General features: G+C 35.9%; 23 protein-coding genes and 2 tRNA genes. 8 read left to right on the top strand and 17 right to left on the bottom strand.

The window, feature by feature from the left end:
* Positions 1 to 117 precede the first annotated feature (117 nt).
* The 11 genes from NZ923_06480 to NZ923_06430 form a co-directional block, all read right to left on the bottom strand.
* On the bottom strand, positions 118 to 1,509 hold the full coding sequence (locus tag NZ923_06480) for a T9SS type A sorting domain-containing protein (protein MCS7229664.1): 1,392 nt from the start codon (positions 1,507 to 1,509) through the stop codon (positions 118 to 120).
* Between the two features lie 109 nt (positions 1,510 to 1,618).
* Entirely contained in the window at positions 1,619 to 2,917 is a 1,299-nt protein-coding gene (locus NZ923_06475; GenBank protein ID MCS7229663.1) for a (Fe-S)-binding protein, read from the bottom strand.
* The gene (locus NZ923_06470) at positions 2,907 to 3,551 is read right to left on the bottom strand and encodes a hypothetical protein (protein MCS7229662.1); all 645 of its coding nucleotides are present in this window, start codon (positions 3,549 to 3,551) and stop codon (positions 2,907 to 2,909) included. Before NZ923_06470 ends, NZ923_06475 begins: the two co-directional genes overlap by 11 nt.
* Positions 3,552 to 3,571: 20 nt before the next feature.
* Complete coding sequence (locus tag NZ923_06465; protein ID MCS7229661.1) at positions 3,572 to 3,814, bottom strand: sulfurtransferase TusA family protein; 243 nt, start codon at positions 3,812 to 3,814, stop codon at positions 3,572 to 3,574.
* A gap of 23 nt (positions 3,815 to 3,837) precedes the next feature.
* Positions 3,838 to 4,308, bottom strand: coding sequence for a DsrE/DsrF/DrsH-like family protein (locus NZ923_06460; GenBank protein MCS7229660.1), 471 nt, complete (start codon positions 4,306 to 4,308; stop codon positions 3,838 to 3,840).
* Positions 4,309 to 4,327: 19 nt separating this feature from the next.
* Complete coding sequence (locus NZ923_06455) at positions 4,328 to 4,780, bottom strand: MerR family transcriptional regulator (protein MCS7229659.1); 453 nt, start codon at positions 4,778 to 4,780, stop codon at positions 4,328 to 4,330.
* Between the two features lie 233 nt (positions 4,781 to 5,013).
* Positions 5,014 to 7,599 carry a T9SS type A sorting domain-containing protein gene (locus tag NZ923_06450; protein MCS7229658.1) on the bottom strand — a complete coding sequence of 862 codons (2,586 nt, stop codon included), beginning with the start codon at positions 7,597 to 7,599 and terminating at the stop codon, positions 5,014 to 5,016.
* 98 nt (positions 7,600 to 7,697) lie between these two features.
* Positions 7,698 to 9,347: an arginine--tRNA ligase gene (gene argS, locus NZ923_06445; protein MCS7229657.1), complete on the bottom strand. Its 1,650-nt coding sequence runs from the start codon at positions 9,345 to 9,347 to the stop codon at positions 7,698 to 7,700.
* Positions 9,307 to 9,732 carry a ribosome silencing factor gene (gene rsfS / locus NZ923_06440; protein ID MCS7229656.1) on the bottom strand — a complete coding sequence of 142 codons (426 nt, stop codon included), beginning with the start codon at positions 9,730 to 9,732 and terminating at the stop codon, positions 9,307 to 9,309. The genes argS and rsfS overlap by 41 nt, the downstream gene beginning before the upstream one ends.
* Positions 9,729 to 10,178: a LytR C-terminal domain-containing protein gene (locus NZ923_06435; protein ID MCS7229655.1), complete on the bottom strand. Its 450-nt coding sequence runs from the start codon at positions 10,176 to 10,178 to the stop codon at positions 9,729 to 9,731. Before NZ923_06435 ends, rsfS begins: the two co-directional genes overlap by 4 nt.
* Complete coding sequence (locus NZ923_06430; GenBank protein ID MCS7229654.1) at positions 10,175 to 12,601, bottom strand: penicillin acylase family protein; 2,427 nt, start codon at positions 12,599 to 12,601, stop codon at positions 10,175 to 10,177. The genes NZ923_06435 and NZ923_06430 overlap by 4 nt, the downstream gene beginning before the upstream one ends.
* A gap of 125 nt (positions 12,602 to 12,726) precedes the next feature.
* On the opposite strand from NZ923_06430, the gene NZ923_06425 reads away from it, so the two are divergent.
* The 8 genes from NZ923_06425 to NZ923_06390 all read left to right on the top strand — a co-directional run bounded on the left by NZ923_06425 (position 12,727) and on the right by NZ923_06390 (position 19,810).
* Positions 12,727 to 14,448 (top strand): short-chain dehydrogenase, encoded by a 1,722-nt coding sequence (locus NZ923_06425; protein ID MCS7229653.1) that lies wholly within the window; start codon positions 12,727 to 12,729, stop codon positions 14,446 to 14,448.
* Positions 14,449 to 14,522: 74 nt separating this feature from the next.
* Positions 14,523 to 15,188: a cysteine hydrolase gene (locus tag NZ923_06420; protein ID MCS7229652.1), complete on the top strand. Its 666-nt coding sequence runs from the start codon at positions 14,523 to 14,525 to the stop codon at positions 15,186 to 15,188.
* A 110-nt stretch (positions 15,189 to 15,298) separates the two neighbouring features.
* Complete coding sequence (locus NZ923_06415; GenBank protein ID MCS7229651.1) at positions 15,299 to 16,357, top strand: PHP domain-containing protein; 1,059 nt, start codon at positions 15,299 to 15,301, stop codon at positions 16,355 to 16,357.
* 2 nt (positions 16,358 to 16,359) lie between these two features.
* Positions 16,360 to 17,841: an amidophosphoribosyltransferase gene (gene purF, locus NZ923_06410; GenBank protein ID MCS7229650.1), complete on the top strand. Its 1,482-nt coding sequence runs from the start codon at positions 16,360 to 16,362 to the stop codon at positions 17,839 to 17,841.
* 1 nt (position 17,842) lies between these two features.
* Complete coding sequence (locus tag NZ923_06405) at positions 17,843 to 18,439, top strand: CDP-alcohol phosphatidyltransferase family protein (GenBank protein ID MCS7229649.1); 597 nt, start codon at positions 17,843 to 17,845, stop codon at positions 18,437 to 18,439.
* Positions 18,440 to 18,453: 14 nt separating this feature from the next.
* Complete coding sequence (gene ftsY / locus NZ923_06400) at positions 18,454 to 19,401, top strand: signal recognition particle-docking protein FtsY (GenBank protein MCS7229648.1); 948 nt, start codon at positions 18,454 to 18,456, stop codon at positions 19,399 to 19,401.
* Positions 19,402 to 19,475: 74 nt separating this feature from the next.
* A tRNA-Arg gene (locus tag NZ923_06395) sits at positions 19,476 to 19,548 on the top strand.
* 187 nt (positions 19,549 to 19,735) lie between these two features.
* Positions 19,736 to 19,810 (top strand) — tRNA-Val (locus NZ923_06390).
* Between the two features lie 13 nt (positions 19,811 to 19,823).
* On the opposite strand, the gene NZ923_06385 is transcribed toward NZ923_06390, so the two are convergent.
* From NZ923_06385 to NZ923_06360, 6 genes are all read right to left on the bottom strand, one after another.
* Entirely contained in the window at positions 19,824 to 20,726 is a 903-nt protein-coding gene (locus NZ923_06385; GenBank protein MCS7229647.1) for a DUF523 and DUF1722 domain-containing protein, read from the bottom strand.
* Positions 20,723 to 22,102 carry a DNA photolyase family protein gene (locus tag NZ923_06380; protein ID MCS7229646.1) on the bottom strand — a complete coding sequence of 460 codons (1,380 nt, stop codon included), beginning with the start codon at positions 22,100 to 22,102 and terminating at the stop codon, positions 20,723 to 20,725. Before NZ923_06380 ends, NZ923_06385 begins: the two co-directional genes overlap by 4 nt.
* A gap of 1 nt (position 22,103) precedes the next feature.
* Complete coding sequence (locus NZ923_06375; protein MCS7229645.1) at positions 22,104 to 22,283, bottom strand: hypothetical protein; 180 nt, start codon at positions 22,281 to 22,283, stop codon at positions 22,104 to 22,106.
* Positions 22,268 to 22,837, bottom strand: a complete 570-nt coding sequence (locus NZ923_06370) for an NUDIX hydrolase (GenBank protein MCS7229644.1) — start codon at positions 22,835 to 22,837, stop codon at positions 22,268 to 22,270. Before NZ923_06370 ends, NZ923_06375 begins: the two co-directional genes overlap by 16 nt.
* Before the next feature lie 15 nt (positions 22,838 to 22,852).
* Entirely contained in the window at positions 22,853 to 23,428 is a 576-nt protein-coding gene (gene pyrE / locus NZ923_06365; GenBank protein ID MCS7229643.1) for an orotate phosphoribosyltransferase, read from the bottom strand.
* Positions 23,429 to 23,497: 69 nt separating this feature from the next.
* Positions 23,498 to 25,993 carry an ATP-dependent Clp protease ATP-binding subunit gene (locus tag NZ923_06360; protein ID MCS7229642.1) on the bottom strand — a complete coding sequence of 832 codons (2,496 nt, stop codon included), beginning with the start codon at positions 25,991 to 25,993 and terminating at the stop codon, positions 23,498 to 23,500.
* Between the last annotated feature and the right edge of the window lie 40 nt (positions 25,994 to 26,033).

Here is a 26,033-nt window from a genome sequence, read left to right as displayed (position 1 = left end):
TTTTTAATTTTTTGTTTCTAAAAAATTAAAAAAATAAACTCAAATTTCAAACCCCTAAAAATAAAAAAGCGGGAGCTTTAAAGCTCCCGCTCTTTTCACGACGGAAAATAAATAACACTACTTAATCAAGACCATCTTCTTCATATCAGTGAATTCAGGGGTAGATATCTTATAAAGATACACACCGCTTGGCAGATTGCTTGCATCAAAGCTAATTCTATGAATTCCGGCACTGTATCTCACATTTGAAATCAAAGTTTTAATTTCAACACCAGCAGCATTATAAACTTTTAGGGATACGATCGTTTCCTTTGGTAAATGGAATTCAATTGTCGTTGCTGGGTTAAATGGATTTGGATAGTTTTGCAAAAGTTTATATTCGGATGGAATAAGTTTACGGTTATCTTCTACAGAGACAGGCATAGAGATTTTAGCCATCTGCGTTGCGGTTAGCGGTGCAACATATTGAGTCAATTCCTGTCTTAAGTCAGCGGTTGATTTCAAAAATACCCACTTGGTTGGATCTGTATAAGTTGTATCAGGTCTACCTGTGTAATCTACAAAGTCAAATAACAATGAAGTTTTCCAATCTGGTGGAACTGGTATAACTCCTTTGGTATTAATTAACCTCTTTAGGGCAGTATCCCACTTTACAACATAAAGTTGCCCAGTTTGGTTATAGGTTCTAACATTAGCATTATTATGGCATTCAGAACATTTTCTAGTGGAATCCTTAGGCAAAATTAAGTGAGCACGATATGGTGCAATGGTTACAAATGATTTACCTTGATATGTAATTGTCATCATAGTTCCAGAGTAAATCTTTCCTTCTGGCATCCTGCGAACAAGAAGCAAGAAATCACGAAGTATACCATATGGTCTTTTAATTTTTGCGGGTGTTAATTCGCTTTCAAAATGGCAGTTATAACATGTTATCACAGTTCTGGCATGGCAAGCAGTGCAATGCACATTTGGATGAAGGGTATGCGCAGGAGTAGATGAAATTGTTGGATGACATCCTGGATTCTCACATTTTGCGTCGGTTGCACCTGGATCAAGCCATGATGAATAAGTTCTCCCATCTCCATGCATTTCTCGTTGAGTATGGCAACTCATACATCTGAAACCTTTTGCATAGTGGACATCAGCTGATAATCCATAAATTTCTCGTTCTCTTCTCTGCCTTGTGTGACATTTTAAGCAAATATCATCTGGAACTCTTGTCCCTTGGGCGAAATTATGGCAATCAGCACAATCAGGATCATATGTAGCCGGGTTAATCGGAGTTCCATCAGCTTTGGTTCCAGGGTGACACTTCAAACAATTCACATTTTCAATTGGGATATTTGTTATTTTCTCAAATCCATCGTTAGCAGCTTTGTACCAAGTTCTCTTGCCTTCCCTTGTCTTATGAAGGCTTGTTGGGAAATTGGCAGGGCTTTGAGCTAAAAGATCAACTGCAATGAAAATAATCAAAGTCACCAAGATAAGGTATTTGAGTTGCTTCATGGCTTCTACCTCTTTTTTGTTTTTAGATTTTTAGATTTGTTGTTTTTACCACTTGGTTCAGCAGATCTCAAGGAATTTTATACCAAGTGGCTATAGGTGCTTGTTATATTCAAGATGTAATTTTTTCTTGCTTGATACTTTTTCTATGTAAAATTGCGTTGGCTACCAAATCAACAAGCCCTTTCACTTCAATTCCAAGGTTATAGTAGTTATTTAAATCATTGAGTTGGAGTTTACAATTTTCACACGCTGTGGCAACGATTTTTGCACCAGTTTTTCTTATTTGTTCAGCTTTTGCTTTCCCTGCCTTCATTCTTTTTTCGTAATATTCTGGAAGTGCAACTAATCCTCCACCGCCACCACAACAATAGTTTTCAACACCATGAGGGTTCATCTCTTTGAAGTTTTTAACAACAGAATTCAATATAATTCTCGGTTCTTTTAATATACCACTTGCTCTCGCAAGATTACATGAATCATGATATGTAACGGCTTCCAAATTCGCATCAGGTTCAAGTATTAATTTTCCACTTTGAATGTATTCAGCTACGATTTCAACTATGCTTCTAACTTTAAACGGAAATTGTTCACCAAACCAATTAGGAGCATCCCAAACCAAAGCAGTAGTTGCATGTCCACATTCTGCTATAATAACTTCTTGAACTCTCAATCTTTTTGCTTCGTCAATTATTCGTTTTGCAATTTTCTTTGCTCTTTCAACATCGCCAAGGAATACACCATAATTTGCTGCTTCAAAGACACTTAAACTCCAATCTTCTTTTACTTCATTGAAAATTATCGCGGGTGGCAATATTGAATGAGCACCTGCGAGCCCAACATATAAAACCCTGGCTCCTTCTTTTTCCACAGGGATTCTTGCTTCTTTATCACCTGTCAATTCCTGTAGTTCCTTTTCAAGTTCAGAAATCTGTTGTATAAAAATTTCTTTGAAAATTTCTGGATTTTCACCTTTCGCTATCGCTGAATCAGCAAGCATAACCAAAATTTCAGGCGCTTTACCAGTTGCGGTTGAAATTGCCCTTATAACTCTCATAACAAGAGGTGTATCTACACCAAGCGGACAATTAAAAGTACACCTTCTGCAAAGAGTGCATTCAGAAAAAGCTATTTCAACGAGCTTGTTAAATTGCTCTTCATCAAGTTCTTGTGCATTGACAAGCCATGGGAAATATTTCCCAAAGAAGTTGTATTTTCGTCTATAAATTTTTCTTAATTGTTCGGCTCTAAACGCAGGTACATGTTCAAGTTTTGGTTCAGATACATAATAATGACACGCCTCTGCACATATACCACATCTTGCGCAAACTTCAAGAGATGATTTCAAAGGTTGATTTAATTGTTTGTCCAATAGTTCAAAAACTTTTTGAATATTCTCATTACCCGCCATAGATTACCTCCGTATGTTTATGGACAATTCCTCTGCGACCAAGATGAATTCCAAAGAAGAACCTTGAAAAGAAGAAATACAAACAATGCCTTATTTTCCCCAAAGGCGCATATATCAAGGTGAAAGATGAAATAACATACATTAATGGATCAAACTTTACATTAATAAGTGCAAAGGTGGTAGCTGCAAGATACAAACTAACAAGAAAAGTAGAAATAAAATCATCAAATGTGCTAATTTCACGAAGGTTTTTCTCAATAATCCTCAATACAATCCCTACAAATCCCACAACTGCTCCAATTCCTACGATAGTCGCAAATAGTTTTATGAGCGAAGAATTAATTTCAATATTGAGAAGTTTTAGAATCAAAACTGCTATTGCTGTAAATATTCCGATATGAAAAATTACACCTCGCGTATATGCGATCCAATGTTTCCGTGTGCTTTCCTTAACCCATGGTAGCATCCCAATCGTAAAAGCATAGATCACTCCAATTTTGTCTGAACCCTTCGGAAGTGAAAAATCAGATACAGATTTCAACCGCTTGGTTTTGTAGTAGTGGTATGCTAATCCGGCAACGAAAAATAGAAGTGACATTGTTGCTAAAAATTTTGTAAAGTCAAGCCAGAACATAAGATTATCTCCGTTGTTAATTATTTTACCTTTCTTATCAAAAATCTGTATTCCTTACCTTGTTGTTCTATTGAAATTAACTCCTGTCCACTAGCTCTTGCCCAAGCTGGAACATCAGCCATAACCCCAGGATCTGTTGCAATTCCCTCTATAACTGCACCAAGTGGTAAATCTTTTATTGCTTGAGATAATTTTACAATTGGTAATGGGCAAAGTAATCCTTTGAGATCAAGAACAAGATCAACTTTTACTTGGTCAGCCATTTTAATCTCCTTATATTTAATTTTTATATGAACAATGTAATTTTTGAATTTTTTGCCTCTTCAAGAAATGTTGCCACCCCAGCAGGTTGCGAAACTTGAGGTATTAACTTATCTAATGTTAATTCCATTACTTCCATACTCATCTGGCATGGTATAAGTTTAACGCCAAGTTGAATTGCCATATCGCGGAGTTGATTTAGCATCGCTACATTTTTTGCCTTCATCATTTTTTTGAACATCCATCTTCCAATTCCTCCGAAATTCATTTTGCTTGGACCAACGGTATTTATATCTTTTAGCATCACACCAAGCAATTTTCCAAAGAAGCTTTTTCCTGTTTTTTCAGATTTTTTAATTGCCTGTAGACCCCAAAATGTAAAAAACATGCTTACTTCCATTCCAGAGGCTGCTGCCCCCGTTGCGATAATAAATGCTGCCATCAACTTATCCATATCACCACTAAAAACAACCATTGAAAGTTTATTTTGCTCCATTTTTGGTAACCGTTTTGTTTTATATTGATGTTTTCTGCATGAATTTCTTTAAAAGCTCCTTGAGCTCACTACAACTTCTAATTGAATTATATACTGGACATTGCCTGCAATCATTAGTGGCGCACTCACCTTTAAGATTTGCTTTATGTAACCAACAAGGTTTTTCATAATCAAAATATGCAGGACAATTAATCTTAATTTCATCTTCACATTTTTTAATCTCCCAACAAGGGATTAAAGCTAATAGCCTCCTGATTCCTGCTATACTTACTTTCTTTTCCGCTATCGTTTTCTTTATACATTCAATTCTTTGCATATCTATCTGACTAAACAAACGATGTCCACTTTCTTTTTTGTAAGGTATAATCAGGCCTTCTTTCTCATATAATCTTATTGTGTGCTCCGAGATCCCGAGTCGTTCGGCTACTATGCCTATTGGAAATACAGGCTCATTCTCGTCAATTTCCTTCATAAAAATCTATATCTATGACTTTCAAATAATTAGAGTCATAAATAGAGATTTTCAAATATTATGCCACGACATTTAATATCACAAACTAATTGAAACACAATAAAATTTGTTGGGGTTTTACGGATTGCAATTGTGAATTTTAGAGACAAGCAAATGAGGGTAGGTGTCAAATATGAACAAAAAAGCCCGGGATAGACCCGGGCTTTCAAAATTTTGTGGATTTCAAACGGGAACTATTTAATAAGCAACATCTTATTCTTTATGATTCTATTACCTGCTTTCAAAACATAGAAATAAGTTCCTGATGCATAATTACTTCCGTCAAATTGAACAACATAGTGTCCAGCTCGTCTGAACTCATTAACAAGTGTTGCCACCTTTTGCCCAAGTATATTGTAAACTGATATCTCTACCTCGGTATCTTCAGGCAAACCAAATTTAATTGTTGTAACCGGGTTAAATGGATTTGGATAGTTTTGACTTAAATAGTAATCAGTTGGGATATCCTGATTAGCTATATCTACAGATACAGGTCTTGAAAGATTTAATCTGTATGTTGCTGATCTAACAGCTGGTGATTTTCTATCAGTGACATCAACTCTCCAGAAAAGCACAAGAGTTGTATCAGTAAAGTGTGGGAATAATTCAGAACCTCTAACTAACCTGAGAGTATCCATCACTAATGTATCTCGCCTGATGATACTTGCAGTAGTAAAGTTTCTATCTTTTGCTAACCAGAAGATGTATGTCAAAGTATCTTCGGGCACATTGCCATCTCTTGCTCTATTCCAAACAAATCTTATTGTATCTGTGGAAAGTATACGAACAAATGCGCTGTCACCAGGTGAAACTAAGGTCACAGCTGAAGGAGGCAAATTAACCGTTATAAAATCAGTAGAGTAATATCTTGGCGAGATTTGATAACCACCCGTATAGACAGTTGGTCCAGCAGTAAACTGCGTTGCGATTCCAATAATACTTACAGGATATCGTGGTTCAGGCTGACCATCTATGTCAGTGTCTCTATCTATTCTGACGGTTAATGTCTCAGTTCTGGCATATGAAGTGAAAATCATATTTGCATCTGCTCCACTTGCTGGCCAAGCTGGTGATGTTGCTGCTTTCCAAAGAGAATCAAGTCTAATTAACTGACCTTCATACCTCTCAAAATTTGCAAGAAATTCAGCGACTGTTAATTTTCTTGGCGTAGGCAGAGGATGATTTTTCCAAAGAACTTTTATTGATGTCGTATCAGCTGTTAATGGTATTATTTCTGTCAAACCTCTAAATATATCCATTTTACCTATCACCATAATATAATCACCAAGATCAAAGTTTAAGACAACACCCGTTCTGAAAACATTTAGTCCAGCAGTTTCATCTTGTATGTAGTATGATGTAGCGCCTGCAGACGCCGTGTAATTGGGAGATGTAATAACTCCATAAACAAGCAAAGTATCGCCCGTAACTCTGTAATCAGGAATATAATCGTTATTATCGTCTTTTCTCGCTTCAGCAAGTGTTACGAGCTTTGCAGCTTTTCCGGGGCTTACAACAACAAGAGTATCAGGTGCTCTTGTTGTAAATGAATTTGGTCCGTTAGGTGGAGCATACATTCTTACCCATTCCTGTGATGGATTTGCATAATAGATATTCCCTACAACATCAACAGCAATGGCATGGCTTCCAGAAGTGCTTGCAACAGGAATAAATAATCGTTCATAGCTTGGTGGGTTAAAGCTTACTTTGAATACACCACCATTTGCTCCAATGGCCCTCGCATAAAGTATGTCATCTACATTTGTAGTCAAGTTAGAACCAGAATAGATAACAATATGAGTGACATTGTCTGGAAGTTCCACAGAATCAAGAACAGTTAAACCAGTAGCACCTAATTTAAATCTGTAAATTCTCCTGTAAACTGTTGAACTTGCCCCGCCTGCGACAAACACATAACCAGAATCATCAATTGCAATGTCTCTGAAAAATCCAACTCCCGGAAGTGAATCTCTTGACAATATAGTCTTACCAACTTTCCCAATTCTATAAATATACTTATCACCCGTAACAAAAATCACAGTATCATAAACATTTATTCCTCTTGGTGCAAATGGAATTGAAAATGAATCAACAAGAACTACATCGCTGTAAACTCTTATTTGTCTGAGGGTATTATAGGTAACATAAGTTCTTCCATCTCTTGCAATTGCTAAATGCCATGGATCAAAGTTTGAGTTAATGAAAGTCGGTGATCTGTCAAATTCAGCTATAAGAGAACCATAAGCACTAACTTTAATCATACGGTTATACTGGTAAGTAGTCGTTGATTCAGTAATATAAATAAAGCCAAAGTTTTTGCTATTTGGATCTTTGTTGACATCAATGTCTCTGTTGCTCAATCCAATACCTCCACCTGTATAAACTGGATTTTCCCAAACTTGGGTCCATGCAGTATAACCACGAAGTTGTCGTGCAGTTATTTCCACAATCCAATTTCCAGCCGGCACTGGTACTCCACTATCATTTGTTCCATCCCAATAAACGCTATTATCTCCTAACTTTAAGTTATAAGCTGTTATAGTTTTAACATAAGTTGGTGCAGTTGCGGGACGAATTTTCACTTCAACAACAGAAGCAGAATCATTTAAAGTAAACCAAATCCGCACCCCGGTTCTGTCAGCAAAGCTTCCATCAAACGGTGTTATTCCATCCGGATTGGTAAATCTTATATTACTTGCATATACATCAGCAAGCGCTTGATAGAAAGGAAAAGAAATTAACAGAGCAATTAAGGTAAAAAGTACTAACCTTTTCCACATAATTGAGCCTCCAAATTTTTTTTGATTCACCTCAAATATAAGATACTCTGATTTTAAAGTCAAGCAAATTCTTGCTCGTTTTTGGGTTACATTAAGTTTTACATTTTTTCTGGTCTTGATATTCCTAGTATTTTCAGTCCATTTGCAATAACGATTTTTGTAGCTAAACAAAGCGAAAGGCGAGATAATGTAAGAGCGTTATCAGCACCAACAACTCTATGCCTATGATAAAATCTATGAAACGATTCTGCAACTTCATTCAAATAATTTATTATTTTCAACGGTTCAAGCATTAAATATGCAACTTCAACTATCTCTGGAAATTCACCTAATAATTTCGCAAGCTCTACTTCCTCTTTTTCCCTGAGTAATTCTAAATTTGCTTCATTTACCTTATCAATTTCAATTCCCGAATCTTTCGCAAATCTCAAGATGCTTGCAATTCTAGCGTGAGCATATTGTAGATAATAAACAGGATTTTCTTCCGACTGTTTTTTTGCTAAAGTTAGATCAAAATTTAAATGTGCATCCCTACTTCTATTTAAAAAGAAAAATCTAACAACATCAGGACCAACTTCATCTATTAACTCATCAAGCGTAACATAATTCGCTCTTCTCGTAGACATTTTAACTACTTCACCATCACGTACCAATGTTACAAACTGATAAATTAATACTTTAATTTTTGATGTATCATATCCGAGAACATTAAGCGCGCGTAAAACATCTGGATATTCTGCAATATGATCGGCACCGAAAACATCAACTATTAAATCAAATCCTCTCTTAAATTTCTCAATATGATAAGCTATGTCTGGTAATCTATATGTAGGTTCTCCCGTGCTTTTAATTAGAACTTTATCCTGTTCTCCTCCAACTTTCGTTGCCATGAACCATTTCGCACCGTCTTTCTCATAAACATAACCGAGCTTTTCAAGCTCCGCAACGACATCCCAAATTTTTTTCTCATAAAGCCAATCTTCATTGTAAAAAACATCAAACTCAATACCTAACCTCTTCAAAGTTTTCTTAATATCGTCAAAGATAACTGCTTCAGCTTTTTCTTTAAAAATTTTCAAATCACTCTCGTTTTTTAGCGAATCACCATATTCATCTAACAACATCTGCGCAATATCTTTAATATAGTCTCCTTGATAATACTCCTGTGGATATTCAATTTTTTCTCCAAGCAATTCAAGATACCTTAGACGAACTGAATCAGCAAGGATTTTCATTTGCCTTCCAGCGTTGTTAAAGTAGTATTCTCTTGTAACATCAAATCCAGCCCATTGAAGTATATTAGCGATTGTATCGCCAAGCACCGCGTTCCTGCCATGTCCAACAGTGAGAGGACCAGTTGGATTTGCACTTACAAATTCAACATTTGCTTTTTTCCCTTTTCCAATATCTATTTTTCCATAATTTTCACCTTGAGTCAAAATTTCACGAATTTGTTGAATGTAAAATTTTGAAGTAAGTTTAAAATTAATAAAACCGGGTCCAGCAACCTCAACTTTTTCAATATACTGAGGTTCTATTTCAAGATTTGAAAGTATTTGTTGAGCGACTTCCCTTGCGTTTTTCCCCATTCTCTTTGCTATTAACATTGCTACATTTGTCGCAAAATCACCAAAAGTTTCATTCTTTGGTTTGTCAAAAACAAGTTCAATTCCATCAAGTTGAATTCCAATTTTGCTTAGAGCTAATTTAATCTTTTCTTTCAGATATTCCCTCGCCGTCCGAAACATTTTTGTTATCCTTTTTTCTCTTTGTTTTTGGTTTCAAATCGTTTTCCGTTACATATTCAAACTTCGCATCACCCCAAAACCTTTCAAGACCATAGAATTCCCTGGCAGGTTTTAAAAACACATGAACCACAACATCAACATAATCAATCAAAACCCAAGTCAGATTCGTATACCCCTCAATATGCCAAGCTTTGATATCCTTTTTCTCAAGTTCCTCAACTATGTGATCTACAATTGCTTTCAACTGAATTGATGATTCAGCAGAACACAGCACAAAAAAATCTGTAATTGATGTTAATTTCCTCACATCCATTATAACAACATCTTCGGCTTTTTTCTCAAGCGCAAGTTGAGCAGCTTTTTTAGCAATTGTTTTAGGTCTCAAAAATCTTCCTCTCTTTTGTTTTTAAATGGTTTCAACGACATATAATCTTTACCAATGACGATTGTAAATTCATTGTAATATTTCGCCTTTGACCTTATGATTCTACCTTCCTTTATGCCAAGCGCTCTTGTGATCAACTTTGCTGTATCAGGTTTCCCAACGCGATCAATAACAAAACTTTCATTAACGACAGAGCCATAGTTTCCGTAATCAATTACATCAAACCCCTTGGTTCTTAAATATTGTGTAATCTGGAAAGCTATCTCTTCAACTCCACAAGCATTTAAAACATCTATTTGATAAGATGGATTATTAACTGTAATTTCCTCTTCGTTAGAGAATTTATAACTTGCGCTTAAAATTTTCAAAATCAGCAAAATAAGCCCTGTTAAAAATGTAGCTCCAAAAGTAACAAACAAAAATATATTTCGCTTTTTTGATCTCATTCAGATGGAATAAACCTCAATATCTTTGGATTGCTCTTTTCTATTTTTTCTCTGCTTATTTCAATTTTAATGTACTCTCCTTTTAAGTAAAGCTGAGTTTGGCTATCATAGAATTTGCTCATAATTTGCCCAGAAGGTCCCGTTGGTATAATTGAATATAATGAATTTTCAGAAAAATCAACAATTTGTCGCATTGATGGGCCCACAACACAATTAAACGGCTTTAGCACGCTGAAACCTGCATTATTCACGGTCGTCCCAGCACCACCAACCTCAAATGGACCAAGGTTGAAAATTTTATCAAGTGGCTTTTTTAAACCAAGCGGATGGATAAGTTCAAGCTTATGAACCTTGCCCCAGTGCCAAGATAAAATATCATCACCAAGAAGTTTCCTCAAATTATGAACACTTTCTTCAAAACTTAAACGTATAATATCATCTCTTGTCTCTACTCTGTCGGCTGTTTTTACATTGTCAAACCATAGCGTATCTCCTTTAATTATTAATTGTGCTAAAATTCTCAGCGGGACGCCAGAGTAAAATACAAATCTTTTGTAAAGTTCACTCCCAAGTTCATCTTCAAAAGTGTTTTTCAACATAGCAACAATAAAAGCATTAAAAATTGTAGTCGCTACATCATCACGAGTGAAGTTAAAATTCCAATTCTTTAAATATCCCACGGCTTCTTTGACAAAATTGTCGTTAACATCAAGACCACTAAAAGCAGAAATGATAAATGGCGTTAATTCCTTTGCATAATGAGAAAAGTAATCCAACTGTAAATTTTTAAAATCATTTAAGTCAAACTTTTCCCTTGATGAAAGAAACTCATTTATTCTCACAGCTCTTGATTCTGGCTCCCAAAGATAGCTAATGTAATATGGATAGTCATCTGAAACGACTTTATTATTTGCAGTTGCGATGAAATTTTCTGGTGGATTTAACAAATTTGGCAAATGATTAAATGGAACGAAACCGGTCCAATCATAATCGGTTTTATCTCCAGGATTTATTAAAATTGGATTTAAGTTTTTTCTTATTGGAATCCTACCAGCGCAGTAATATCCGATGTTCCCAAGTGTATCAGCATAGATGAAATTTTGCGCGGGAACAGTGAAAAGTTTAAGTCCCTCTTTAAATTCATCCCAATTTTTCGCGTGATTAATTTTGTAAAATGCGAGAATTTCATCAGAGATTAAGTTGCCAGTCCATTGCATAGATATAGCGCTTGTCGTTATAAATCTTGCCTCTGGTTTTGGAAAATATTCAGTAAAACTTATCTCATAAACATCGCTTATAATCGGTCCGCGGTGTGTAGATAAAACTTTAAACTTATACTCTCTTTTATTTTTTACTTGAATGATCTCCTCCCTTTCATTCAAAGGTAACCAATTCCCATCGTAGAGATATTTTTTATTAGCAGTGTCAATCTTTTCAATGTAAAAGTCAGCATCGTCAAGCATAACATTCGTCAAACCCCAAGCAATATAATTATTTCTCCCGATAACTATTCCAGGAGTTCCAGGTATATTAACACCAACGACATCAATTTCACCATTATTAAGATGCACTTGATACCAAATTGATGGCAAGGAATATGGAAGGTGTGGATCATTCGCAAGCATTGGCTTGCCAGTTTTTGATATTTTACCAGAAATAACCCACGAGTTGCTTCCTATTCCATCGGAAAGTTTTCCAAAGATTTCTCTAAACTTGATATTTGCATCAACAAATTTTCCTGTTGGGATTAGATATCGCTTTAAAATGAGCGGTGCGTTTGCTGGATATTCAGGGATTATTTTTTCAAACTTTTCTTCTCCAACCTTTGCTAAAATCTCCGTAAAAACTGGTTCGGTCCACCAAGCGAAATTTAACTGCCAAGCCATTAATCTTGTTATCAAAAGGCAATCGGTAATGCTCCACGGCTCAGGTTCATATCCAAGTAATTTAAACTCAACTGGATAATTTCCCTTGTGAGTTTGAATAAAGTAGTTTACTCCATCTGTATACGATTTTAATATCTCAATTGATTTTTCGCTTAGATATTTCTGCATTTTTTGAGCTGTCTCATTTAACCCAAGCGTTCTAAAAAGTATGTCAATTTCAATTGTTTCAATACCGAAAATTTCAGATAACCTTCCGCTTGCAATTCTTCGTGAGAGATCCATTTGCCATAATCTATCTTGTGCGGTGACATATCCGAGAGCGAAATAAAGGTCATGTTCGTTCTTCGCAAATATATGTGGTATCCCGTTTTCATCTCTATAGACATAAACAGTATCAATCAAAAGATGCGAGGTTAGATTTCCCTCAAGTTGTGGATGTGGATGCGTAATTAGTCTATATGATAAAATTATCACTGCAATAATTAAGACGATTAATATAAATGAAACACCAGCGACAATTTTCGCAAGGTTTGACATATCCGTGTTAATTTTGTTTTAAAAAAATTTACAAAAACATAATTTCATTTCAAATGTGTTAACTTTGGAAATTTTGCTTCATCTGGCTAAATTAAAATGCAACAAAAACTAAAACCACCCACGCTATGGACATTAAAGGAAAATCAGTTCTTGTTCTCGGCGGTTGGGGGCTTGTCGGCTCTGCTGTCACCCGTCGCATAGTTCAAGAAAAACCAAGAAATGTAATTGTTGCTTCCCTCAAACAGTGGGAAGCTGAAGAAGCAGTTGAAAAATTAAGAAGCGAATTTCCAGAATTTGACAAAAACTTCTTCATACCATGGTGGGGCAATATCTTTGTAAGAGATGAATTCAAAGACATGAGCAGAGAGGAAATTTTATCAAATCCTGAATATAGGAGAATTCTCATTGACGACATCCTCGGAGAATTAACCGACGAAACATTAAAACAATCAGCTCTTTACAAGCTCCTTAATAGATTTGCCCCAGAAATTGTGATTGACTGCATCAACACAGCAACTGCGATCGCTTATCAAGATATCTTTACAATAGCTCTTGAAGTTCTGCATTCAATTGACAGATTAAAAGCCAGCAACGGGAAAAAAGAACAAGATAATTTAATTGAACTTACAGAGAGATTACTTGCTACACTTTATGTGCCACAGTTGATAAGACATGTGCAAATACTTTACCGATCAATGCAAGAAGTTGGAACTAAAATTTATGTTAAGATCGGAACAAGCGGAACTGGAGGAATGGGATTGAATATTCCATATACTCACAGCGAAGAAAGACCTTCTAAAGTCCTTCTCAGCAAATCAGCTGTAGCTGGCGCGCACACACTTCTTCTGTTCCTAATGGGGAGAACACCCGATGCACCCATAACGAAGGAAATTAAACCAACCGCAGCGATAGCTTGGAAAAAAATTGGATTTGGAGAAATCAAAAGATTTGGAAAACCTATTGAGTTAATTGATTGTCCCCCAGATAAAGCATTTAAGTTGAACGGAAAGCTTGAATTAAAAATAGCGGAAGATAATTTTGAAAAGTTGAATGAAACTTTGAAATCGGTGTTTATTGATACAGGCGAAAACGGACTTTTCTCACGCGCTGAATTTGAAACACTTTCAACCCCAGGTCAAATGGAATATGTCACTCCTGAAGAAATTGCTGAAACAGTTATTTTTGAAATAAAAGGTGGAAACACAGGACATGACATAATCAATGCTCTTGATCATGCAACCCTTGAACCAACTTATAGAGCCGGATTTTTAACAGAAACAGCTTTAAAAAGAATGAGAGAACTTGAAAAACAACACGGTACTGAAAGCATCGCTTTTGAATTGCTTGGGCCACCGAGATTGTCCAAACTTCTTTATGAGGCGCACCTACTTAAATTAGCATTTGATAGCATGGAAAATGTGATAAAGCAAGATCCGAAAGTAATGAGTCAAAAATGCGCGGAAATCATCAAATCAAACAAAAAACTAAGATCGCAAATCATTTCAATTGGAATTCCAATCCTTATGCCAGATGGCGAAACGCTTATACGCGGAAATGAGATAAAAATACCTCCATATCGTGGAGAAAACACTGTTGAGATAACTCGTGAAAGAATCAACCAATGGGCTTATGATGGATGGGTTGATTTGAGAGTTGAAAATATGGAAACTTGGAAGAGAAGGTTTCAGCAGATAATAAAAGAAACTGAATCAATCCCAGAAGAAGACACAAGCTCACGATTTGTCCGAACAAAAGAATATTGGGAAGATTTCAAAACAATTAACGAAGGAAAACTCGCTGGCTGGATACTTGACCGCGAAGAGCACGGAATGAGAATGAAGTCCTAATGAAACAAGAAAAACAATGGGCTTGTTTTAAATTTTGAAATTGCTCCAGCAAAAATTAAAAGCGGAGGTGCGCCATGATAAGAGAAATAGTTTTCTGGGATGTTGATACACAGTATGACTTTATGATGAAAGATGGAAAGCTCTATGTTCCTAATGCTGAAGAAATTATCCCAAATCTTAAAAAGCTTTATGATTACGCCAGGATGAACAAAATACAAATTATGGGCTCATCCGATTATCATACACTTAACGACGAAGAAATATCGGATAACCCCGATTATTTAAATACATTTCCACCGCATTGCTTGCAAGATACACCTGGCTGGGAAAGAATAGAAGCAACTAAGCCGTTGAATCCTGTTTACATTGACAGCCATCCTTATTCTAAAGAAGAGATTGAAAAATTAATTCAAAATCATACAGGTGAGATAATTTTTAGGAAGCAAAAATTTGATGTCTTTTCAAACCCAAATGTTGACACAGTTCTTGAAATTATAAACCCGAAAGAAATTGTCGTTTTCGGTGTCGCGCTTGATGTGTGCGACGCATATGCAATTGAAGGATTTTTACAGAGAAAGAAATACAAAATTTATTTAGTTGAAGATGCAGTTAAAGCCATTTACGAAGATCGCGGTAAAAAACTTATTGACAAATGGAAATCTGAAGGGGTTGAAGTCGTAAAAACCAATGACATCGTTGATAAAAACATACTTCTTGAGAAATTTGTCGGTGAAAAATAGCTCCACCACTACCTAAATCATCAGGGGAGGTTCTTCCTCCCCTTTTTCTTTTGTTATTCGGATTTAAATTTTTATTTTTATCTTGTCCTAAACAAAACCCTTTTGTATAGATGTTTGAATATGCTGGCGTAATACATGTTCACTCTACCTATTCTGATGGAACCGGAACGATTCACGAAATAGCAAAAGCAGCAAATGAACTTGGACTTGACTTCGTAATGATGACCGATCATAACACCTTAAAACCTAAAAAAGACGGATACGAAGGCTGGTATGGCGATACAATGCTTATAATTGGATATGAGCTTAACGATCCAAATGATAAAAATCATTATCTTGTCTTCAGAGTTGACGAGGTTTTATATCCTAACAATTCAGCGAGAGAATATGTGCGAAAGGTAAAAGAACTTAATGGAATTGGAATCATCGCACATCCTGACGAAAGAAGAAATAGTTTTGAAGAATATCCACCATATCCATGGAACGAATGGGATCTTGATGATTTCACGGGAATTGAAATATGGAACCATATGTCGGAATGGATTGAAGGCTTGACACAACAAAATAAATTTAAAAGATTTATTCATCCGCTAAAATCATTAAAAGGTCCTTATCCTGAAACACTTAAACGCTGGGATGAAATAGCAAGGCGAAGGCGAGTCGTTGGAATCGGTGGCGTTGATGCACACGGACACAAATATAAAATTTGGCAACTTTTTGAAGTTGAAGTTTTCCCTTATAAAGTCATGTTCAGAGGAATAAGAACCCATGTTTTGCTTGATGAGCCGATTGATAAAAATAGGAAAGAAAATTTTGAACTTTACAAACAAAAAATTTTTTCAGCGATTGAAAATGGGCGATGCTTCGTCACATATGCATATTTTGCCGATCCAAAGGGATTTAGGTTTTTCGCAGAGAAAAACGGCGAAATCTACAATATGGGAGATTATATTGAAATAGACGAACACCCGGTAAAGTTAAAAGTAGTCCTTCCAAAAGAATCTGATATAATTCTTTTGAAAAATGGTGAGATAGTGACGAAAACATATGCAAGTGAATTGAATTACGAAGTTGGTGAAACGGGAGCTTACAGAGTTGAAGCATACTTTGGAGGAAAACCTTGGATTTTTTCAAATCATATAAGAATTGGAAATAAAGGAGTGATTTAAAAGTGTGTGGCATATTTGGAATTTATGGACATCCACAATCAGCACTTATGACTTATTACGGGCTTTATGCACTCCAACACCGAGGGCAAGAATCAACTGGGATCGTCACTTGTGAGAAAGATGAACTTACCAACAAGGTAAGGTTTAACTTTCATAAGGGACTTGGACTTGTTGCCGATGTTTTCAAGGATGAAAAAATAATCACTGAATATCTAAAAGGAACATCCGCAATCGGACACAATCGTTATTCAACAACTGGTGCAACAAACAAAGCAAACATTCAACCCTTTGTCGTTCATTACAAAAACGGCAACCTTGCAATAGCGCACAATGGAAACTTGACAAATACGAGATATTTGAGAAACAAATTACAATCTGAAGGAACAATTTTTCAATCCTCAACAGATACCGAAATAATCCTACATCTAATAGCACGAAGCCAAAAAGAAAATCAAATTGATCAGATAAAAGATGCATTGAACCAAGTAGAAGGCGCTTATTCACTTGTTATCCTAACAGACGATAAACTTATTGCGATTCGCGACCCTTATGGATTTAGACCACTTGCACTTGGAGTTATGCCTGAGGGAAGTTATGTTGTTGCCTCTGAAACTTGCGCCTTTGATCTAATTGGTGCAAAATATATAAGGGATGTCTTACCGGGTGAAATTCTTGTAATTGATGACGAAGTGATCTCAACGGGGCTACCAAAATCATATTGGATTGACAAAAAGGTTGAAAAAACTGCGTTTTGCATTTTTGAGTTTGTTTACTTTTCAAGACCTGATAGCAAAATTTTTGGCGAAAATGTTGATAAAGTAAGAAGAAAACTTGGAAAATTACTTGCACACGAACACCCAGCACCTCAATCAAGCGAAGATGACAAAGTGATTGTTATAAATGTCCCTGACTCAAGTAATACCGCAACTCTTGGATTCGCAAGCGAAAGCAATAAACTCGGAAACAATGTTAAAATTGAAATTGGACTTATAAGAAGTCATTATGTTGGTAGAACATTTATTCAACCACAGCAAAATCTCAGAGAATTTAAAGTCAAAGTAAAATTTAACACTGTTAAAGGAGTGCTTGAGGGCAAGCGTGTTGTGATAGTTGATGATTCAATTGTACGCGGGACCACATCAAAGGCTCTTGTAAGGTTAATTAAAGAAGCTGGAGCAAAGGAAGTTCACTTTAGAGTCGCTTCCCCACCGATAAAATATCCCTGCTACTATGGGATGGATTTTCCAGATCAAGATGAACTTATAGCATCAAGATTAAATGGAGATACTGAAGAAATAAGAAAAGAACTTGGAGTTGAAACCCTCGGATATTTATCTGTGGAAAAGCTCCTTGAATCTGCACCGAAACATTTAAGCTTTTGCATCGCTTGCTTTACTGGAAATTACCCAACATCAGTTGAAGAAAAACCTAAAAAACTTGAACATGAATTAAACATCAAAGAAGCAACAGAGAGATTTGATTAACATGACCAAATCTATTTTGAACATATCAAACCTCTTAAGTTTCAGCAGATTTATAATTTTGATACCAGCAATTTACTTTTTAACGGCCGAATCCGAGGTCATTCTTTTTGAATCATATGGACTTAAGCTTTCTCTTAATCGTGCAATATCTATGTTTTTTATGTTTCTGCTTTATTTAAGTGACTTAGCGGATGGTTATTTTGCAAGGAAATATAATCAAATCACAGAATTTGGCAAGATAATTGATCCACTTGCCGACAAAATTTGTATCGGTGTTATAGTTTTAAGTTTAGTTCAACAAGGAGATTTGCCAGCCTGGTATGTTGGAATAGTAATTGGGCGCGATTTATTAATTTTAACAGCTGGTGCTTATTTGAGTTCAAGAATAAAATTTGTTTTACCTTCAAACAGGACTGGGAAATATACCGTTACATCAATTGCTATTGTAATTGCCTTTTCAATGCTTAAGGCGAAAGGTTTGATAATGGATCTCTTGATTCTTGCGAGCGTATTTATGATCTTTCTTTCGCTGTATGTCTATGGCAAGAGATTTTTTGAGAGTTTAAAAAATGTTAACTCCTTTAGAACCTTAAAATAAATGATCTCTTGCTGATGGGGATACTTGATAAAATCGGATTGAAAAAGATCAAAGATGGTTTAGCAAAGACAAGAAATAATTTACTTGAAAAACTCTCAAATCTATTCAGCACCAATAAAGTAATTGACGAAAACTTTCTTGCAAATCTTGAGGAAATTTTAATAACCTCCGATGTCGGGGTTGACATGACCGAAAAGATAATTTCCGCTTTGAGAGAGAGGACTAAAAAAGAAAATGTTAAGGAAACATCCGAGCTTTTCAATCTTTTGAAAGAAGAACTAAAGAAAATTTTAAATACCGCTCTTTCTTTTGAAAGTTCTGAACCATTTGCAATTCCCGATGGCAAAAAGCCATATGTGATGATGATCGTTGGAGTCAATGGCGTTGGTAAGACAACTACAATAGGAAAACTTGCTTACAATTATAAATCTCGCGGGAAGAAAGTTTTGATAGGTGCAGCTGACACATTTAGAGCAGCAGCAAATGAACAACTTGAGATATGGGCAGAAAGAGCAGGTGTTGATATAATTCAGCAGCAAAAAGGAGCAGATCCAGGTGCGGTTGCTTTTGACACAGTCAAGTCAGCGTTAGCAAGAAACATTGATGTTGTCTTAATTGATACCGCAGGACGACTTCACACGAAAACCAATTTAATGGAGGAGCTAAAAAAAATTAAAAGGGTCATCCAAAAAGTAATTCCCGACGCACCTCACGAGATTTTGCTTGTCATTGATGCCACAACTGGTCAAAATGCAATTCAACAAGCCAGACAATTTTCACAAGCTGTTGGGGTAACTGGATTAATTATAACCAAGCTTGATGGAACAGCAAAAGGTGGTGTTGTTTTCGCGATAGTTAATGAACTTAAAATCCCCATTAGATTTATAGGGGTTGGTGAAGGTATTGATGAACTTCAACCATTTGATCCTGACGCTTTCGTTGATGCAATTTTAGAAAAATAAATTCCTTTAGAAAATTTTTGGCTAATTTGCTTTATTTTTTCAAAAATTTTATATTTATATCCGAGAATTTCAAAGCGCCCGTAGCTCAATGGATAGAGCAACGGCCTTCTAAGCCGTGGGTTGCAGGTTCGAGTCCTGCCGGGCGCGCTTAACTGCAGAAATCATATCAGTTTGAGATAAACATTTCCAACTTTGAAAATCACTTAACCCACCTTAACTTTAGCAAAGATGCGTTTACAACTCATTTAGTATTTTTCGTTTATCCAATTTTTGAAAAATCTTTTTTAAAACTTGATTTTAACCTCAAAAATTTTTATATTAAAAATGAATTTTCGGGCGGTTAGCTCAGCCTGGTTAGAGCGCTTGCTTGACATGCAAGAGGTCAGAGGTTCGAATCCTCTACCGCCCACTTCCATTTTAACTTAAAATTCGGGGAATGGCTCTAAAAAATACTGACCAAGCAGATAATTATCCTCAAATCTTAAAGCGTAAAGCTTAAGCATCTCAAGTATAGTTGCTAATTCAATTTTTTCATTCTTAAACCTATCCACCGCTTTTAAAAAATTCGCCTTCTCATTTCTTGAGAGATTCTCGGAAATATGTCCAAAGATATGTATTATCGTATTGATTATGTTCGTTTTTCTAAAAGTAAGTCGCATCATATCTTTGAAAACGACCTCATAATTTTCAAGTATTTGGCTGAAATGACCAGATTTATGTTCAGCAATTATTCGTCCTAAACTCTTAAGATGTTTCTGCGAAATGCTCATGAACAAATATTTATGTCGGCTGTGAAATTCAATTAAAGAATTTATATTAAATTTTGCATTTTCAAATCGGTAAAGCATAAAAACTTTGCTCAAAAATTCCCACATTAGATTTTTATCTCGCAACCTACCTTCATCAATTAAAGGTATATGAGGAAAGTTTTCTCTTACAGCATTTGCGAAAATCCCATAAGTTTTTCCATATGGATTATTGTTTAAATAAACTTTTGCACTACCAACCCCACAGCTTGGTGATTTCGCTTTTAAAATAAAACCATGCACATTTCCAAGATTGCTCAAAAATTTTTTTGAAAAATCTTCAAGTTGAGGTGTCAAGTCAATCTCAGTTTCATCCTGAATAGCCCTTATCTTGTTTTGAATCTTATGAAGTTTTATTGTTTTCCTTGGAACCCCAAGTCCTATTTCAAACTCTGGACAAACATGGATCAAATTAAATAAAGATTTCAACCTGTTGACAATATCATCGTTGACGGAAGCCCCATTATATCTATAAGCGAATCCATCAAGACAAGCGCTTATAACTACTGTTGGTTTCATCTCCGCATTACATCCTGTCTTTTGTAAATTTCCTTAAACCTTGCAACTGACTCTTTTAAATTAACTATTGGTTTAGGATATCCCTCAATTTTCTCATTCAAGAAAAAATTTTCATCATGCAGATGCTCTATTTTGATATGTCTTAGTTCTGGGACATATTTCTTGATATATTCACCGCTCGGATCAAATTTTTTTGATTGTAAAAACGGATTAAAAAACCTCAATTTTGTATCTGTTCCAGTGCCTGCATTCCACTGCCAATTTCCAACATTTGACGATGCTTCATAATCAAGCAACTTCATTGCAAAGTATTTCTCACCAAATCGCCAATCAATATGTAGATTTTTTGTCAAAAAGCTTGCGACAACCATTCTTACTCTATTATGCATATATCCTTCCATCTCAAGCTGTCGCATTCCAGCATCAACTAATGGTATCCCTGTTAAACCTTTTTTCCATAATTCAAATTTTTTTTCGTTATTTTCCCAACTTGCAATAACATCTTTACGGAAGTTATCAAACTCAATCTCTGGATGATGGTACAAGATATAATTAAAAAACTCACGCCATATAAGCTCTGAAATAAACTTTCCACTTTTATCGTAAGTTAAAGCCCATCTAAAAACTTCCCTTATTGATATCGTTCCAAATCTTAAGTGGACACTTAACAAAGATGTCGCATTTAAAGCTGGATAGTCTCTTTGTTCCTCATATGAATTTATGTATCTTTCAAATCTTCTCAGCAATTCTTCTGCTGATTTAACAGCACCTTCAAAAACCAATTCTTGTCTCTCAAAACCGATGCTTTCAAGCTCTAAAGGTAGAAGTTCAACGACATTGTTGATCTTTAAAATGTTTGAGTATTCAAAATCAACTAATTTTGACTTAAACTCAGGCAAATACTTAACATTCGCAAGAGTTGGAACGGCATCTAAAACAGCTCTTTCAAAATGTGAAAATATCTTGTAAGTTTCCCCTTTTGAGTTTAAAATCTCGTGAGGCCTAAGCAAGAAATTGTCATGCACTAAGACAAAGTTATATTTTGACGCGATTTCTTTATCCCTGCTTCTCGCATACGAATCGTTGTCGCCTGAAGCAAAGATTTTTCTTATTTCGTATTTTTTGGAGATGTAATCAAAAACATCCGATGGTTTCCCATAAAAAATTGCGAGGTCAAAACCTATTTTCTTTAAGCTTTCCTTTAACTCAATGACCTTGTCAAAAATAAAAGTCACTCTTCTATCATCTTTCGGTAGTTCAGAAAGTATGTTTGTATCAAAAATAAAGATAGGCATAACCGGAAGTTCTGCGTGCGAGAGAATTGGGTTATCGTGAATTCTTAAATCCCTTCTGAACCAAATTATATCAATTTTCATCTCAGGTTTCTATCTTCAAGGTGAATTTTCTTTTACATTTTTTGCACTGATATTCCACGGTTATCCAATTGTTTCTCTCGTAATAGCTAATTTCCTCAAGTTCACCTGTGCAACCTTTAAAGATGCATTTCCGCATCTCAACATTATATTGCCTATTTCCGTTTTTTATTTCTTCGCCCACCGCCGTTTTAAAATTTTTTCTCCGATCATAATTCCGGCGATTGACTTTGCGTCAACAATTTCGCCATTTAAAATCATATCCACAGCCTCATCAATGGTTTTAAACTCAACCGACAAAACCTCACCTTCTTCAAGGTTTTGTTCTTTCCTTTGCAAGTTTTCAGCAAGATAGATATAAAGCTTCTCGCTACAAAATCCGGGTGTCGTGTATATATAGGTTAAAAGTTCAATTTTTTCAGGTTTAAAACCTGTTTCTTCTTCAAGCTCTCTTACTGCACAAGCTTCTGGATCTTCGCCAAAGTCAAGCTTTCCGGCTGGTAATTCATAGATAAATTTATCAATCGGGTATCTGTACTGTTTAATTAAAATTATTTTCCAATCAGGAAGAACACCGAGAACCACAGCGCCTCCAGGATGTTCAACAACTTCACGAATGGTATGATTTCCAGATTCGCGATATTCAAGCTCATCAACGATTATATTAAAAACTTTGCCACGATATATTACATTTCTTTTCTTAAGCTTCATATTTCCAACGATTTTCCCCTCGGACATAAAACAGAAAATTTGTTAGTAAATTCCCCTGCTCCCGGGTTTTTCTATTTCAATTCCTTCTTTGCATAATGGACATTCTTCAGGTTTAAAAACAGGAACCTCAAGTTTGATAACCGAAACAAACCTCACTCCAAAATCAATTTTTCCTCCGCTTCTATCAACTATACATCCAACTCCTATTAATTTTCCCCCAGAATTTTTCACCAGTTCTATGACCTCAAAAACACTTCCTCCTGTTGTTACAACATCCTCACAAACTAAAACCCTCTCACCTTGTTTTATTCCAAAACCGCGCCTCAATTTCATAATTCCACTTTCTCTTTCAGCAAATATATTTCTCGCTTCAAGTTGTCTGGCAACTTCATAGCCAACAATTATGCCACCAACTGCGGGAGAAACCACGAGTTCAACCTCACTTGTATAAAAATGTCTTGCTATCTGACGACACAAAAGCTCTGCATATTCAGGATATTGCAATACCTTTGCACATTGAAAATATTTGGAACTATGCAGACCAGAAGTAAGAAGAAAATGACCTTCAAGAAGAGCCCCCACTTCCTTGAAAATTTTTAAAACTTCATCAGCTGAGATTTGAGAAAATTGCATAACTCAAAGATTTTGTTTTAAAAAGTGGATGGCGTTTAAGCCATCCACCTTAAATTATTTTTCTTCTTCTGCAAGTTCTTCTGGTTCATCTTTTTGCTTTCCCGACTCGTAGAAAATCAATTCGTCTCTGTTTTTGGATAATCTTACTTTGATGACGCTTCCTGGTGCGAATTTACCTTTCAAAATTTCCTCGGACAATGGTTCCTCAAGATATTTCTGAACAGCTCTCTTCAAAGGTCTTGCTCCAAAGTTAGGATCGTAACCTTTTTCAGCGAGAAACTCCTTTGCGCTCTTCGTAAGCTCAAGGGTCATGTTCATCGTCTTCAACCTTTTCATTATATCTTGGACTGCAATATCAACAATTTGAATTATATGCTCTTTTTCAAGTGGTTTGAATATAATTATCTCGTCAATTCTATTCAAAAACTCAGGGCTGAAAACACGCTTAACTGCTTCTTCAATTGTTGCTTTCATCGCCTCAAACCTATCTTTCGGGGTTTCGCCAATTCCGAAACCAATTCCACCTGTGACTTTTATATCTCGCGTTCCGATGTTTGAAGTCATTATAATAATTGTATTTCTGAAATCAACTCTTCTGCCAAGGCTATCGGTAAGTTGTCCGTCATCAAGAACCTGAAGCAAGATATTGAAAACATCGGGATGTGCTTTTTCAATCTCATCAAAAAGAACGACTGAATAAGGTTTTCTTCTTACCTTTTCAGTTAATTGTCCTCCCTCTTCATATCCAACATATCCAGGTGGGGCACCGATTAATCTTGAGACATTGAATTTCTCCATATATTCCGACATATCAATTCTTATCAGTGCGTCCTCGGTATCAAACAAATATCTTGCGAGCGCTTTTGCAAGTTCGGTTTTTCCAACACCCGTTGGTCCTAAAAAGATGAATGAACCAATTGGTCTTCTCGGATCTTTCAAGCCAGCTCTTGCTCTTCTTATAGCACGTGTTAATTTTTCAATTGCCTCATCTTGTCCAACCACTTGCTTTTTAAGTTCTTGCTCCATATTCATTAATTTTTCTGACTCCGACTGGCTTATCTTATTCACAGGTATTCCAGTCATCATTGCGACAACTTCAGCTATATCTTCTTCGGTGACCTCAAAAACCATCGTTTGCGCTTTTATTTCCCACTCACGTTTTGCTATCTCAAGATCGCTAAGGAGTTTTTTCTCAAGATCTCTCAATCTTGCTGCTTGCTCAAAATCTTGATTTTTTACGACCTGATTTTTCATTTGTCTTATTCGCTCAATTTCCTCTTCCAACTCAACTATTTCCTTTGGAACAACTATATGCGATAGGTGAACCCTTGCTCCAGCTTCATCCATTACATCAATTGCTTTATCTGGAAGATAACGATCGGTTATATATCTATCACTTAATCTCACGCATGCTTCAATTGCTTTGTCTGTATATTTTACATTGTGGTGTTCCTCGTATTTGTCTTTTATGTTCATCAAAATATAGATTGTTTCTTCAACGCTTGGTGGATCAATCATAACCTTTTGAAATCTTCTCTCCAAAGCTCCATCTTTTTCAATATACTGACGATATTCATCAAGTGTTGTAGCACCTATGCATTGAAGTTCACCTCTTGCGAGGGCTGGCTTAAACATATTTGAAGCGTCAAGTGAACCCGAAGCACCACCTGCTCCAACTATTGTATGTAATTCATCAATGAAAAGAATTACATCCTTTGCTTTTTCAAGTTCGTTTAGAATAGCTTTGACTCTCTCCTCAAACTGACCCCGATATTTTGTGCCAGCAACAAGCGCAGCTAGATCAAGTTGAACTATTCTTTTATTGTGCAAAACCCTTGAAACCTTTTTCTGCACAATTCTAAGGGCAAGCCCTTCAACTATCGCAGTTTTACCAACGCCTGGCTCGCCTATTAGAACCGGATTATTTTTCTTTCTTCGGCTTAAAATCTGAGCTACTCTGTCAATTTCTTTATCTCTACCAATTACTGGATCAAGTTTCCCTTCCATCGCAAGCTTGGTTAGATCTCGGCTAAAATTGTCAAGCACCGGAGTTTTTGTCCGCTCTTGTGGTTTTGTTGACTCAAAATGCTTCGCCTTTTCTGTAACGCTTGATTTCCCGCTCAATATATTGTCAAGCTCATTGCGTACTGCTTCATATGTAACTCCAAATTGCTTCAAAATCTGTGATGCGAGATTATCTTCGTCTCTTAAGATTGAAAGCAACAAATGCTCGGTGCCAATTACATCTGATTTGTAAAGTTTCGCCTCAAGGTAAGTAATTTTTAGAACTTTCTCCGCTTGCTTCGTCAACGGCAAACTCCCCATAACCAGCGTCCCACCGGTTGTTCTCACTGTGTCTTCAATTGCTTTTTTAAGTTTGTAAAGATCACAGCCCAAATTACGAAGAATTTTAACAGCGAGACCTTCACCTTCTCTGATTATGCCAAGCAGAAGATGTTCCGTTCCAATATAATCGTGTCCCAATCGCAACGCTTCCTCACGACTCAATCTTATAACTTCTTGAACTCGGTTAGAGAAGTTACCTTCCATGGCAAGTTTATTTCATTTGTTTGTATTTTCACTTTTCTTA

It is taken from the genome of Candidatus Kryptonium sp., assembly GCA_025060635.1.
Taxonomy (GTDB): domain Bacteria; phylum Bacteroidota; class Ignavibacteria; order Kryptoniales; family Kryptoniaceae; genus Kryptonium.
This window is presented reverse-complemented; position numbering and strand designations above follow the sequence as displayed.